At 46.7% G+C, this 14,265-nt stretch carries 16 protein-coding genes; 14 read left to right on the forward strand and 2 right to left on the reverse strand.

Annotated features, from left to right (window positions below):
• The first annotated feature begins 93 nt into the window (after positions 1–93).
• The 3 genes from ACWGXJ_RS05130 (at position 94) to ACWGXJ_RS05140 (ending at position 1,683) form a co-directional block, all read left to right on the forward strand.
• Positions 94–327 (forward strand): hypothetical protein, encoded by a 234-nt coding sequence (locus tag ACWGXJ_RS05130; RefSeq protein ID WP_023987187.1) that lies wholly within the window; start codon positions 94–96, stop codon positions 325–327.
• A 111-nt stretch (positions 328–438) separates the two neighbouring features.
• Complete coding sequence (locus tag ACWGXJ_RS05135; RefSeq protein ID WP_452567867.1) at positions 439–1,347, forward strand: DL-endopeptidase inhibitor IseA family protein; 909 nt, start codon at positions 439–441, stop codon at positions 1,345–1,347.
• Positions 1,348–1,437: 90 nt separating this feature from the next.
• On the forward strand, positions 1,438–1,683 hold the full coding sequence (locus ACWGXJ_RS05140; protein ID WP_023987189.1) for an HPr family phosphocarrier protein: 246 nt from the start codon (positions 1,438–1,440) through the stop codon (positions 1,681–1,683).
• 76 nt (positions 1,684–1,759) lie between these two features.
• Here ACWGXJ_RS05140 and ACWGXJ_RS05145 read toward each other — a convergent pair whose 3' ends face one another.
• Entirely contained in the window at positions 1,760–2,548 is a 789-nt protein-coding gene (locus ACWGXJ_RS05145) for a formate/nitrite transporter family protein (RefSeq protein ID WP_039272492.1), read from the reverse strand.
• 89 nt (positions 2,549–2,637) lie between these two features.
• Entirely contained in the window at positions 2,638–3,420 is a 783-nt protein-coding gene (locus ACWGXJ_RS05150; RefSeq protein WP_165179406.1) for a Cof-type HAD-IIB family hydrolase, read from the reverse strand.
• Positions 3,421–3,618: 198 nt separating this feature from the next.
• Here ACWGXJ_RS05150 and ACWGXJ_RS05155 point away from each other — a divergent pair, with 198 nt between their 5' ends.
• From ACWGXJ_RS05155 to ACWGXJ_RS05205, 11 genes are all read left to right on the forward strand, one after another.
• Positions 3,619–4,650, forward strand: a complete 1,032-nt coding sequence (locus ACWGXJ_RS05155) for a WXG100 family type VII secretion target (RefSeq protein ID WP_452566331.1) — start codon at positions 3,619–3,621, stop codon at positions 4,648–4,650.
• A gap of 430 nt (positions 4,651–5,080) precedes the next feature.
• A complete protein-coding gene (locus tag ACWGXJ_RS05160) occupies positions 5,081–5,527 on the forward strand; it encodes a tellurite resistance TerB family protein (protein WP_013308968.1) in 447 nt (148 codons plus the stop codon).
• Positions 5,528–5,555: 28 nt separating this feature from the next.
• Positions 5,556–6,149 (forward strand): TerD family protein, encoded by a 594-nt coding sequence (locus ACWGXJ_RS05165; RefSeq protein WP_061831758.1) that lies wholly within the window; start codon positions 5,556–5,558, stop codon positions 6,147–6,149.
• 46 nt (positions 6,150–6,195) lie between these two features.
• Positions 6,196–6,771 carry a TerD family protein gene (locus ACWGXJ_RS05170; RefSeq protein ID WP_061831757.1) on the forward strand — a complete coding sequence of 192 codons (576 nt, stop codon included), beginning with the start codon at positions 6,196–6,198 and terminating at the stop codon, positions 6,769–6,771.
• A gap of 32 nt (positions 6,772–6,803) precedes the next feature.
• Complete coding sequence (locus ACWGXJ_RS05175; RefSeq protein ID WP_023987194.1) at positions 6,804–7,385, forward strand: TerD family protein; 582 nt, start codon at positions 6,804–6,806, stop codon at positions 7,383–7,385.
• A gap of 102 nt (positions 7,386–7,487) precedes the next feature.
• Positions 7,488–8,756, forward strand: coding sequence for a TerD family protein (locus ACWGXJ_RS05180; RefSeq protein WP_061831756.1), 1,269 nt, complete (start codon positions 7,488–7,490; stop codon positions 8,754–8,756).
• A 27-nt stretch (positions 8,757–8,783) separates the two neighbouring features.
• Positions 8,784–9,518, forward strand: a complete 735-nt coding sequence (locus ACWGXJ_RS05185) for a TerC family protein (RefSeq protein ID WP_023987196.1) — start codon at positions 8,784–8,786, stop codon at positions 9,516–9,518.
• A 167-nt stretch (positions 9,519–9,685) separates the two neighbouring features.
• Complete coding sequence (locus tag ACWGXJ_RS05190) at positions 9,686–10,873, forward strand: HpcH/HpaI aldolase/citrate lyase family protein (RefSeq protein ID WP_250259280.1); 1,188 nt, start codon at positions 9,686–9,688, stop codon at positions 10,871–10,873.
• Positions 10,874–10,925: 52 nt separating this feature from the next.
• Complete coding sequence (locus ACWGXJ_RS05195; protein WP_250262117.1) at positions 10,926–12,272, forward strand: phosphoribosyltransferase family protein; 1,347 nt, start codon at positions 10,926–10,928, stop codon at positions 12,270–12,272.
• On the forward strand, positions 12,269–13,420 hold the full coding sequence (locus ACWGXJ_RS05200) for a cysteine protease StiP family protein (RefSeq protein ID WP_452566332.1): 1,152 nt from the start codon (positions 12,269–12,271) through the stop codon (positions 13,418–13,420). Before ACWGXJ_RS05195 ends, ACWGXJ_RS05200 begins: the two co-directional genes overlap by 4 nt.
• Positions 13,417–14,253, forward strand: coding sequence for an HAD family hydrolase (locus ACWGXJ_RS05205; protein WP_452566333.1), 837 nt, complete (start codon positions 13,417–13,419; stop codon positions 14,251–14,253). Before ACWGXJ_RS05200 ends, ACWGXJ_RS05205 begins: the two co-directional genes overlap by 4 nt.
• Positions 14,254–14,265 lie beyond the last annotated feature (12 nt).

Consider the following 14,265-nt stretch of genomic DNA (forward strand, 5'->3'; position numbering starts at 1 on the left):
TCATGACAGCCCACGAGATAGTATGATTTCCATAAAAATGGGAACATTAGTTCTTATTGGTGAAACATATGTATGAAAAAGGAGGCGGAATCTGTGAGTTCTTTAACGACTGAAGGCATGATCGAGCTCGTAACTAATGTCGGATTTCCTGCTGCATTAAGTCTAATTCTGTTAAAATACATCCTCGTCACTTTGAGTCGCAGATTGGAGGAGCTGGACCGATCTGTTAAGCAACTGTCGCTATCCTTGGAAGAGATGGAGGCAAAGCAGTTGAAACAGTCAGAACAACCGTCCCCGGCAAATACGGACAAACTTCGTGCAGAATGAACAAAAAAAGGCAAAAAGAAACAATTTAGCAACCCAATCGAGAAGTGAAATTCTTATAATAGAGACGTGTGCAGTTTATGCAGACATATGATTATGGAGGTGTATATGAGTATGAAAATAAATACGAAGCTATCCGCACTATGCATTGCGGCCACACTTATGAGCGTGGCGCAGGCCGCCGCTGCCGCGCCCGCCGTGACCGCTCCAGCGGAAGCGACGCAACCGAGCGTGGCCAGTCCGGCCGCATCCGTCCCAGCCCAGGTGCCAGCACCAGCAGCGTCTGCGTCGGCTACGACGCCAGCCCCGGCGCAAGCGCCGTCGGTTCCAGCCGCCTCGACCCCGGCCGCAGCCGCAGGTTCTGCCAAAGCCGCTATACCCGCAGCTCCATCTGCACCAGTACAGCGTCCATCTACACCAGTAGCTCCGTCTGCACCAGCACAGCGTCCAACTACATCGGTAGCGCCAGCGGCTGCTCCGTCCGTACCGTCGACTGTGAAGCCGTCTAAGCCGCAACAGCCGTCCACTTCGGCGCCAGCAGCCGCGGCTTCCAGCGTGAAACCGACGCAGCTGGACAAGCTGAATCACGAGAGTGCGGTTCCGCTTGTGCTGGAGGCGCAGTCTCGTTATCAGTATGCGATCAGTGGTGGCAGCCCGGTGGGTGAGTCGTTCCAGTTGAACGGTAAAAGCTACCGCTATCTGTCCGAGGATATCGGCACGAAGACCAAGCTGATCAGCTATCTGACGCAGGCCTACACAAAGCAGGCCAGTGAGCAATTTGTCGGTAAATTTTTCGTTGAAGTTAACGGCAGACTAGCTCAGTTGAACGCAGATGGTGGCAATTTGCTAGAGTTCAACCGGGCTACGGCGAAAATGGTGACCATGACTCCGGTGAAGCGCAGCTATCTGCTGACCGTGCCTTATCCGGCAGAAACCAAGCAGGCGAACGCGAAAATCACCGTGAATTTTGAAAAGGTCGGCAACTACTGGAAAATCAGCTCCGCGCCGCATGTCATTTTCTAAATTAAGATTTTGCAACAGGCTTCATATGGGGTAAAGTGATGTTAAGGCTTGTTTCGTAAGCCCTAATTCAATACAGGGGAGTGCTGTGCAATGATGACACCCATCAAGGTAAAAGACGTTAAGGATATTGAAAAAATCAATCAAATCGTTTCGAATTATACCTATGATATCTGGATTCATGGCAAAAGCGGCATGGCAGATGCCAAATCCATTTTAGGCATGTATGTGCTGAAGCTGGATGAACCGCTAACTCTGGTTGTACCTGACAATGTTAATCCCAAGAAGCTGTTCAAGGAGTTGGAGGAATTTATCCATTTTCCTGCTCAAGAAGGATAAAAGGCAAGAAAGCACCTGCTCTATTACTAAAATAACGCAAAGAAGCCGTGGAACCCAAGTCCCACGGCTTCTTTTTTTAGTGTTCTTCCTCGTCTAAAAACGGGAGATTCACCGAATAGTACATAACCCCCATAAGCAGCACGCCGCCAACCAGATTTCCGAGCGTGACCGGAACGAGATTATGGATCACACCAGCGACAGAAACCGTACCCGGATGATCCAGCACGAGCGCAATGGCGAAAGTACACATATTAGCCACACTATGCTCATATCCCGAAATGAAAAAGCAGAACACAAACAGCATCATGGCAAACATCTTTGCGCCATTTTCCTTCATAAACATTGGAACAAAAAAGGCAAGACAGACCAGCCAATTACATAAAATAGCTCGGAAGAATAGCTGCATTGCAGGCGCTTCCATTTTATGCTCAACCACACTCAGTAGAAAGCTGTTCACGCTGGAGGAGTCAAACAGCCCGGTCAAGTAAATAAGGAGTGCAAATACCCCCGCACCCAGCAAATTACCGCCATAGCTGGCAGCCCATAATCGAAGCACCTGCCCCCAGCGCAGCTTTTTACGGAGCGCAGCATAAGTGTAATAGAAGGTGTTACCTGTAAACAAATCCCCGCCGCCGTATGCGATCAGAATGATGGCCGCTCCGAACGTGAGTGCCGCCATGGGATAAGTGAATGGAGAATGCTCCATGTAAAAAAAGTTGCCCGTCTTGAAGGCTACAATAACGCCGAACCCGATGAACATACTCGCCAGCATGGAACGTGCCAAATACCGGAGTAGGCTCTGCTTGTAAATTTTGTACTTCTTCATGGCTAGCTGTTCGACATTGCGTAAGCCTTCCGTCTCCATATTTAAGGACAACCTCCTATTTTCTCATATGTAAGTCTTTAAACAGACTTTATTTTTTCCAAAACATGTCCAGTCTATCAGCAATCCTGTTAGCTTAACAAACCAAGTTTTTGCAGTCCGTACAAAATACCGTCTTCATCTGCGCGTTTTGTGACCATTTTAGCTGCGGCTTTGGCTTCATCACAGCCGTTGCCCATCGCGACGCTGTTATGTATAGCTGTCAGCATCTCCACATCATTTAAGCCATCGCCAAAGGCGTATTGATTTTCATCGGCAATACCCAGTCTGGACGTAATTTCGCGGATGCCCTTCGCTTTGGAGCCAGAATGAGGAACAACGTCCACAGAACTCGGATGCCAGCGCACAAAGTCAAACGCTTTGAATACCGCTTCATAGAAAGGCTCTTCTTCTGCTGTACACATCAACAGCGTCTGATAAATATCTCTTCCTTGGAAATAGAGTGGATCGTATCCAACTGAAATCTTGGCCTTAAGCGTTTGGACCGATCTCTCCACAAGCTCATCGTTAGGGATATTGGCCTTCATATCCATATGATCCATATATACGAGAGCATGATTATGTGTGAGAGCCAGATCGGTCATCGCTTGCAACGCTTCTCTGTTCAGCGGATTGGTAGCGACCACTTCCCCGCGAAGCACGACATATTGCCCATTAAAGCTAACGTAGGAATCAATTTCTAACTGCTCGCGGATATCTTTGAACATAAAAGGCGCACGGCCTGTTGCGATGGCCACCTCATGTCCCAGATCTTTCAAAGCAAAGACGGCCTTTTCTGCCGTTAACGGCATTTTCTTGTCATCGTCCAGTAACGTACCGTCGATATCAAAAAAGATAATTTTTTTGTCTGACATGTCCATACACCTGACTTTCAATAATGTATTGTCGAAATGAACTCATATGGATTCATTATATCAAAGGAACTGCTTCTGAATACACAAATACGTATAAATCCTCATGAATGTCCGACCTCTATAGCTTACAATATGAAATAAGGATTACTGTAAAATATAATTTCTATCTCCTATTTTCTTAGATGGGATGTGATCACCATGACAAAAATCCAAGTCACACCGGAGCAGCTGGACAACGTGGCTTCCCAATTTGCCAATGCCCACGGCACACTGTATAACCAGTTAAACGGCCTGGATAGCACAATGAACCGCCTTCACAGCCAGTGGGATGGTATGGAGAGGAATCGTTTTTATAATGACTATCGTACGGCTAAATATACACTTTCTTCGGTATTACATAAGGTTCAATCCATTGAAATTGAGCTGAAAAGCATCGCTTCGAAGTTTAGAAATGCGGATGGTGAAAGCACACGTGGCTTCTGGACAGCCCTAGCAGCGGCAATGAACGCTAGCGCAGCGCTGGCAGGCAGTGGAGAGGCTGGAGATCATGGTGGAGAAATTGCCAAGCAGCCAAAAAACATAGACGAATGGGATCAGGCAGACGCGGATAAATACCATCAATATGAGGAACTACTGAAAAACGCCGAGGCCGTCGGAGACAAGCAGGTTATGCAGAAAATTCACGACCAGATGAATGTCCTGCAGCTGCAATATGAAGACTCGGTTACACGTACAGATTACAATACAGGAGAGACCTCTAAGATCACATCCGATTCCCTTGTCGCCGTCACCGAACTGACAGGTAAAGACGGAAGCAAAACGGATATATCTATCGATAAAAAAGGGAATGTTGTGAGTTACGAGCAAAATACGGATAAATACGATTACTGGGTCCAAAAGCATACCCAATCCGCCGGAGAGCACGCTCTAGGTAAAACGGCCCAGACCGTCACCGGATATGGAATAGGTCTTATTTTGTCGCGCGGGGCTGGTGTTAGTGGAGCAGGTTCGGGCATCGGTTCTGGCGCAGCCTCCGGCTGGGGGGAACACGTCGTCGGCATTGGTGGCGGCATGCTCAGTGACAAAGTACTTTTCTCTGTACCCGATGAGGGCGAAACCCGTACCATGATCTACCGAACGAATAAAGAAACGGGACATATTGAAAATATGGTCGTTGTCACCAAAGGTGAGAATGAAATGGAGTATCGCTATTGGGAGGATTATAACTAGGTCTTGAGCTGTGAACGATGATAACGTGAATAGGAGTATCTATAAAATCTACAGTCTTTTTTTCTGGAACAGGTGAGCGGCAGTTGGAAACTGTCAACTCGCTAGCTGGAGAAGTCTGTAGATTTTTTTGTTTACCAATTTTTTCGGAGTTGGTTAGAGGCACAGTGCTTCTGTTAAATTGGAAGGCTGTGCCTTTCTATCAACTCTACCATTTCACAGACTTGCAATTGGGGTACCAAATGATGGATGATAGAAGAGGGGATTTTATGTAGAAAATAGGGCTAAAGATAGAGAGGATACCAAGAATAAATAGATCGTATTTACCGTATTTTTGTATATTATTGTAGAAAAAGATCGTAATTCAGGTTATAGTAAAGGAAGAAATTAACTAGGATGCATTTTACTCAAATACGTAATTGTGGAGGTAACCATGAGTACATTTAAAAATTGGCTGAATACAACTAAAAAAGGACTTGGAGACCAAGTTAAAAAATTTAAGAATAAAGATTTTATGGAAGCTGTTGTTGCAGGTTGTGCATTAGTAGCTTTTGCTGACGGTACGATTAGTCCAGAAGAGAAAACAAAAATGGCCGGATACATAAATATCAGTGAAGAATTGAAAGTGTTTGATATGGGTGAGGTCATTAACCGTTTCAATCACTATGTAGCGAACTTTGAATTTTCACCTCAAATCGGTAAACAGGAAGCACTGAAGGCGATTGGTAAATTGAATGGCAAGCCTGAAGTAGGCCGACTCGTCGTTGGCGTATGTAGCGCTATTGGCGCAGCTGATGGTGACTTTGATGCCAATGAGCAGCGAATTGTGGCTGAGATTTGCGGCGCGCTTGGTTTGAATCCGTCTGAATTTAGTCTGTAAATTTTACGGAAGGGAGGTGTGTTAATCAGTGGCTGTAATTAATCTGGTCAAGGGCCAGAAAGTTGATTTGACCAAAGGCAACACAGGACTAACCAAGGTTATAGCAGGATTGGGATGGGACCCTGTACAGTCCAAAGGATTTTTTGGTATCAAGAAGCAACCGAACATTGATTGTGATGCTTCTGCCATTTTGCTGGACGCCAACGGAAAACTGACTCAGTCAGATAACGTAGTGTGTTTCCACAATAAAAAAAGTCCATGCGGCTCTGTCGTGCATTCCGGTGATAATCTGACCGGACAAGGCGACGGTGATGATGAACAAATTGCGATTGACCTGGCACGTATTCCTGCCAATGTCGACAAAGTGCTTGTTGTTGTGAATATATATGATTGCGTAAACCGGAAACAGGATTTCGGCATGATCGAGAAGGCGTATATCCGCATTCTGGATGGTGCTAATTCCAAGGAACTGGTGACGTTTAATTTATCTGATAATTATGAGGGGCTGACCGCACTGGTCTGTGGAGAACTCTATCGTCATAACAACGAATGGAAGTTTGCTGCAATCGGTGAAGGAACCCATGCCGTACATATTGATGTGCTGGCTCAGCGTTATATGTAATTTTAGTTGCTCATACAAAACTTAATGTGAAAAGGGGTTCTTACTCATGGCAATTAACTTATCCAAAGGTCAAAAAATTGATTTGACGAAAACAAATCCAGGTTTGTCCAAAATTATGGTTGGACTCGGTTGGGACACAAACAAATACGATGGCGGTAAAGATTTTGACCTGGACGTATCCGTATTTTTGGCTAATGCGGAAGGTAAAGTAGAATCCGATAAGAACTTTGTCTTTTTTAATAACCCACAAAATGAGAACGGTTCTGTCGTTCATACAGGGGATAACCGCACAGGTGATGGCGACGGAGATGACGAGCAAATTAAAATTGATTTGGGTAGCGTGCCAGCTAACGTTGAAAAGATCGCTTTTACGATTACAATCTATGAAGCACAAGAACGCAGCCAAAACTTTGGACAAGTGTCCCGTGCTTATGCTCGTATCGTAAACGAAGCAAACAATGAAGAATTGATCCGCTTTGATCTGGGAGAAGATTTCTCGATCGAAACAGGCGTTGTTGTAGGCGAACTGTATCGTCATAGCGGTGAGTGGAAGTTCAATGCCATTGGTAGCGGCTACCAAGATGGTCTTGCAGGACTGACACGCGATTACGGTTTGGCATAAAAAAATCTATACAACGAAAGCAGGTATGCGGAATGACCATTAGCCTTTCCAAAGGACAACGTATTGATCTGACCAAAACGAATCCCGGCTTGACTCGTGTCGTTGTAGGTCTTGGATGGGATACGAATAAATACAGTGGTGGCGCAGACTTTGACCTGGATGCTTCGGCTTTCCTACTTTATGAAGACGGTAAAGCTAAAGCAGCGGATGATTTTGTATTTTACAACAACCCGACAGGCGGAGCAGGATCGGTTACTCATACGGGCGATAACCGCACAGGTGAGGGCGATGGGGATGACGAGCAAATCATCGTTGATTTCTCGAAGATTCCTGCGAACATCCACCGTATCGGGATCACGGTTACCATTTATGATTACGAGGCTCGCGCGCAAAACTTTGGTCAAGTGTCCAATGCTTTTGTACGTGTGGTAGATGCGGCAACAGATCGTGAAGTGCTGCGCTACGATTTGGGAGAAGATTTCTCCACCGAAACGGCCGTCGTATTCTGTGAATTTTACCGTCAGAATGCGGACTGGAAATTCCAGGCTATCGGTAGTGGCTTTGCTGGTGGATTGGGTGCGCTTGCTAAAAACTATGGCTTGGACGCTCAATAATATCCACTTGGGGTGGTGTCCATAGGGCGCTACCCTTTCTTTTTAAGCTATTACATTAGCGTACGCTGACACATGACAAACCGACAGAAAGGTGACACAATCATGGCTGTTATCGTAGTAAAGGGACAGAAGGCGGATTTGACGAAAACAAATCCGGGCCTGACCCATGTCAACGTAGGGATTGGCTGGGAGTCCCCTGCGTCTCTGGAGCTGGATACTTCGGCATTTTTGCTGGGTTCTGGAGGAAAAGTATCGGGCGATGAGGACTTAATTTTTTATAATAATCCGACCACGCCCTTTATCACCTATTCAGACGGACAACAGTCCGGTGACAAAAAGCAATTTGCCCTTGATCTGACACGAATTCCTGCAAATATCGAGAAGATTGCGTTTACGCTGACGATTTATGATGCGGATCAGAAACGGCAAAATTTTGGACAGGTTCAAGGTGGGTTCATTCGTTTTGCTCATCCGGTTAGCGGAGAGGTTTTGCGGTTTAATTTGGACAGTGGATTTACAGTGGAAACGGCGATTGTCATTGGTGAATTGTATCGTCATAACGGGGAATGGAAATTCAACGCGATTGGCGCAGGTTTTTCCGGTGGATTGGATGCGTTGTGCGTTAATTTTGGGATTGAAGTGGAAAATAATCCGTCTCCTCCCACGCCAGTGCCTACACCTCCGTCTCCAGCGCCTCGACCAGCACCAACGCCGCCACCAGTACCACCTGCTCCGAAGCCAGAGCCATCTGCAACACCGGTGAATCTGAATCTGCGAAAAATTGAGCTGAAGAAGAAGGGCGATACCATCAACCTGAAAAAAGGCTCAGGCGGATTGGGTGAAATCCTGATCAATCTGAACTGGAATCAGGTGCAGCAAAGCAAGGGCTTTTTCAATCGCGGTTCCAAGGGTGTCGATCTGGATCTGGGCTGCTTGTATGAGATGAAGAATGGAGATAAAGGCGTTGTACAGGCGCTCGGGGAAGTTTTCGGTTCTCTAAATCGCTTTCCGTACATTGCTCTGGATGGCGACGACCGTACAGGCTCTGTGAAAACAGGGGAAAATCTTCGCATCAACGGTGCTAAAATTTCTGAAATTAAGCGAATTTTGGTGTTCACCTTCATCTATGAAGGAGTCACGAACTGGTCACAAGCGGACGGGGTAGTCACGCTGTACCAGAAGGATGGGCCGGACATTATCGTTCACATGAATGAACATGACAATCGCAAAGGGATGTGTGCAATTGCCATGATTCAAAATGTAAATGATGAAACGTTCAGCATTGAAAGACTCGTGCAGTTCTATGGCGGTCATCGTGAGTTGGATCGGGCATATAACTGGGGCATGCGCTGGTCGCAGGGTAGCAAATAAATTTGAATTATCGGAGGCACTCTTTTCATGTTGAATGATTTGTTTAAAAATATCAGCGAAAACTACGGCCATTTCTTTTCATGGAGTGATGTTGTAGCTACGCTTACTGATCCAGTGAGTTGGGGGATTATAGGAACTCTCATTTTGCTGGAAGGACTTTTATCGGCGGATAACGCCTTGGTTCTCGCAGTTATGGTTAAACACTTACCTAAGGAACAACAGAAGAGAGCCTTATTTTACGGGATTTTGGGTGCGTATATATTCAGGTTCCTGGCTATCGGCTTGGGTACATTCCTGATTAAGTTCACCCTGATTAAGGTACTGGGTGCGGCTTATCTGCTCTATATCGCTTATAAGGGCTTATTCAAGTCCGAAGGTGATGGAGAAGTGAAGAACAAACCTACTTCTTTTTGGAAAACCGTATTAATGGTTGAACTGATGGATATTGCCTTCAGTATTGACAGCGTCATTGCCGCTTTCGGTGTGAGCGAGAAAGTATGGGTTCTGTTCCTGGGTGGTATTCTCGGCGTTCTGATGATGCGTGGTGTTGCTCAAGTGTTCCTCAAGCTCATTGATAAATTTCCGGAACTGGAACAGACAGCCTTTATTATGATCGCCATTATCGGGGGTAAAATGCTGGCTGCTGCTTTTGGCTTTCATATGTCGCAGGTTTTATTCTTCGGCATTTTGATTGCTGTCTTTGTAGGCACAATGGTTATCAGCTCGGCGAAAAGAAAGAAAAAGGCCGACAAAGAGGCTTAATGTACAAAGTATAGCGAAATCCCTCCTGAAACTAAGGGGGGATTTCTTTTATACCCGAAGCACAGGGCTTCAGTCAGGCAAGAAAGAGCAAGAGGAGGGGAAAGGCCCTGAAATATTTTAATGATTTAACCTCTGAGGAAGTAGAAGCGATCTTTTATACTCCACCGTTGGAGTTTCATAACCGTTCTCCCAAAAGTATATTGGCTTATGCGATAGGAGCAGCTTTGTACATGCCCGCTACCCGCTCGGAAGTAGCAGAAGAGATCAAAAATGGAAAACATGAAGGGCTAACAACGGTCATTTTGGATCTGGAGGATGCTATAGGGGATCAGCAGGTCGGTCAGGCAGAACAATCGCTGGCACAGCAGCTGCTTCAACTATTGTCCTATGTACGGACGGGGATGATGAGTGAACAGCAATTACCTTTGTTATTTGTGCGTGTGCGCTCTGTGGAGCAGTTGGAACGACTACTGAACGGTTTGGGTGAATCTTTGTCGCTGCTCACGGGCTTTGTCTTACCCAAGTTCTCTTCAGATAATGGACGAGCGTATTTTGCACTCATTGCTGAATATAACCGGAATATGCATACAGGGGCAGGAAGTGAAAGCAACATGCCTGTGCTGTATGGATTACCGATTCTTGAAAGCTCCAAAATTATTCATCGGGAAACCCGCTGGAATGAGCTACTGTCGATTAAAGAAATTTTGGACGAGTACCAGGAATATGTGCTCAATGTACGAATTGGGGCAACTGATTTCTCCAGCCTGTATGGACTGAGACGCAGCCCGGATATTACGATTTATGAAATTGCCGTCATTCGGGATTGCATCGCAGATATTATTAACTTGTTTGGACGCGTGGGCTCAAATTATGTCATTTCCGGTCCTGTATGGGAATATTTCTCTCACCGAGAACGTGTCTTTAAACCTCAATTAAGAGTGTCTCCTTTCGAAGATGCACTTGGAAAGCCGGGACGACACTTGCGGTTGGACTTCATCTCAGATGCCGTAGATGGACTGATTCGAGAAGTCATGATGGACAAAGAGAATGGGATTATTGGCAAAACGATTATCCATCCCTCCCATATTAAACCGGTACAGGCCATGTATGCGGTGACACATGAAGAGTATATGGATGCACTTGAAATTGTTGAGCGTAACGACGGTAGTCTGGGTGTATTCAAAAGTACCTATGCCAACAAAATGAATGAAATTAAGCCGCATTTGAATTGGGCTCATCGTATTATCAATAGATCAAAAGTATACGGGGTGTTACATGAACAACAACATTTTGTCAGTCTCTTACCCAACCACGAAAACACATCTGCTGCCAATTCTGGAGCAGTTCAGCGTTAAAATTACGGAGACACATAATCCATTCCGCCTTCCTGTGGACAAGCTGTTTGCGATGGCGGCACGGGTCAATAAAAAGCGTTCGTTTTTATTTGTCAGCAAGGTGCTGGGCAAGCATATTCCGGTAAACCCATACACCTCTCTGCTCAGTGGTGCGGCGCTGGCGATTCTACTATATAAGGAGCTTGTCCCACAAGCGGGACAACAAATGGATGAACTGATAGGAGAGGCCGTGAGAGGACTTCTTGACCCGGACTATGCGAAAGAGGCCTACCGAAAGTTGATGGATGAGCGTTTAGCTTTTGCTTTTACGGAGCCGATCAAGTTTGTTGGTTTTGCCGAGACGGCTACAGCACTGGGACACAGCATGTATCGGTTGTTTGACGACGGAGCCTCGTATATTCATACGACGCGCGAGGATATTCCGGGCCTTCGGCCTATTATTCGGTTTGAAGAAGAGCATTCGCACGCTGTTGATCATCGTTGCTATGCACTGGATGAAGATGCTTTTGCGGGAGATGGCCCGATTGTGCTGGTAGATGATGAAATTACGACGGGAAAAACAACGCTTAATATCATACGGGATATTCAGGAGCATTTTCCGCGTAAACAGTATGTGATTGCTTCGTTATTGGATTGGCGGACAGACAGCGACGAGCAGGCTTTCACTGACCTGGAGGCAGAGCTAGGCATTACGATTACGCCTTTAAGCTTGCTCAAAGGAAAGATAGAGGTACAGGGTGTACCGATCCTAGATCACGCAGCATATGCCGGACAGGCTGGGCACCCAGAACATGCAGCCACTAGCATGGCAGAGGTTAATAAAGACGCTTCTGGAATAATTGACCACCGTTTTGAAAGGGATGCTCCCGGTTTTGAGCGGGTAGTACACAGTTCCATGTCAACAGACGGGTATGCCAATACAGCTCCTTATCTAAAATATACAGGCCGTTTTGGTCTACAATCCGCAAACAATTCAGCATTGGATGCAGAAATCACGCGTACAGCTGAACGACTGAACCAACTTCGTTCTGGGCAACGCACGCTGGTTATGGGCACGGGGGAATTCATGTACATTCCAATGCGGATTGCAGCAGAGTTAGGCCCGGATGTATATTTTCAATCGACGACACGCAGTCCAGTGTATCCCCACCGAGAAGAAGGGTATGGTGTCGCCTGTGGTGTGACATACCCATCACCTGAGGATAGTACGGTACGCAATTTTATTTATAATGTAGACCTCGGTCAGTATGACGAAATATTCGTTTTGATGGAAAGGGAGTCAGACCCAGAGCGGATGAACCCCATGCTGGAGGCTTTGACCCGTCTGGGCTGCGATAAAGTGCATGTTGTTTATTTTAATGGGTTAACTAGACAGGAGAGTAAAGGAGCGCGGATATGAAGCAAGCACTCATGGAGCAAATACAGCAGAAGAACATTCATCCGCCCGAACCGCTGGGCAGTTATCCTGCCTCGGATGTCACTTTTTTATTGAAGGATTTGAGCCGGGTTACGTTGGAAAAAGGGACGGAGGATCGTGAAGAGGCGATTCAGTCGGGAGTCCATTATTCAGAAATGCTACCAGTGGAATACGAGCCCACAGCAGAGTATATTGCACTGTTTCACGAAACGCTTGCCCAATCTGCCAAAAAGGTTGCATTAGCGGCAGCTTCTGTGGCTGAGATGATTGTGAGAAAAAGAGGCCTGAACACGGCGATTGTTTCTCTGGCTAGAGCAGGGACGCCCATTGGTATCCTGATCAAGCGTTATATTGACTGGAAGTATGGCGTATCCTTGCCGCATTACAGCATTTCTATTATTCGTGGCAAAGGCATTGACCGGAATGCGATTTTATACATTTTACAGCAGCATGGGCTGGGGATTGAACTTCAGTTTGTCGATGGCTGGACGGGGAAAGGGGCGATTCGCCAGGTATTAATTGAGGCCTGTCGTGAGATGAACACGGATTACGGGTTGCATCTAAATGATGATCTGGCGGTGTTGGCCGATCCGGGCAGATGTTCGGAAACCTTTGGTACACGAGAAGATTATTTGATCCCAAGTGCTTGTCTGAATTCGACTGTATCCGGTTTGATGAGTCGGACGGTATTACGCGATGATCTTATAGGCCCGGACGATTTCCATGGAGCCAAATTTTATGAGTCCTGGCGGTCAGTGGATCAGTCCAATACGTTTGTGGATACGATATCCGGGTACTTTCAAGACGTGGCTGCAACGGCCGTTGCATATGCAGAACAAATGACATTGAACCCGTCTGCGGTGACATGGCAAGGCTTACGGGATATAGAGGCGATTCAGCAGGCATTTGGTATTCGGGATATCAATCTGGTCAAGCCCGGAGTGGGGGAGACGACTCGTGTACTGCTGCGCAGGGTGCCATGGAAAATTCTGATTGACCGCGAAGATAATCCGAATCTTCAGCATATTATGCTGCTGGCCAAGGACCGTGGAGTGCCTGTAGAGGTATTTGAAGGATTGACTTATTCCTGCTGCGGAATTATCAAGCCGCTCAAGGGGGGACAAGAATGATCTACGCAAGTGATCTGGATCAGACACTGATTTACTCCAAACGTTCGCTTGGCGTACCGCTGGAGTCCCCTGGTCTGTTGCCTGCGGAACAGATAGACGGGGCAACGTCGGCTTTTATTTCTGAACAAGCCCTGCAATGGCTAAAGACACTGCCTGAAGATGTGATGTTTATGCCCGTGACGACTCGGACGATAGAACAGTATAAACGAATCACCGTGTTTCAGACGGAGTTGGTTCCTGCATATGCCGTGACGAGTAATGGTGGAAACATCATCGTCGGAGGCGAGGTGGATCGAGAGTGGAATCGGCGTATTCATGAACAAGTACGCCGTGATGGTGCTCATGCGGAAGAAGCACGTCAGGTGTTCGGACAGGTGCTGCATGAAGACTGGGTGGTAAACGAGCGCTTTTGCGATGAGTTATTCTATGCTTTCATGATTGAACGGGATCGTATGCCGCTGGAACAGGTGCTGGAGAAGGCGCGAATCATGCGTGAAATGGGCTGGGAGGTATCCATTCAAGGTCGTAAGGTGTATCTGGTACCTGCGGCCGTGAATAAACAAGCAGCCGTGGAGCACATCCGCAATCTCACGAATGGAGGGGCCGTGGTTGCGTCCGGTGACTCTTTGCTAGACCGTTGTCTGCTGGACTATGCCGATTATGCGATTGCTCCGCGTCATGGTGAATTGTATCGGGAACAGCTACGGGATAAGCTGGAGGTCAATTACCGTTTTACAGAAGTGTCGGGGGTTTATGCAGCGGACGAAATCATGGCGTATGTTCATGCAATACACCGGAGTGTATTCGCAGCTCAAACTTCATTTTCAGAATAGATAGGGGACGTG

It is taken from the genome of Paenibacillus sp. S33, assembly GCF_053615415.1.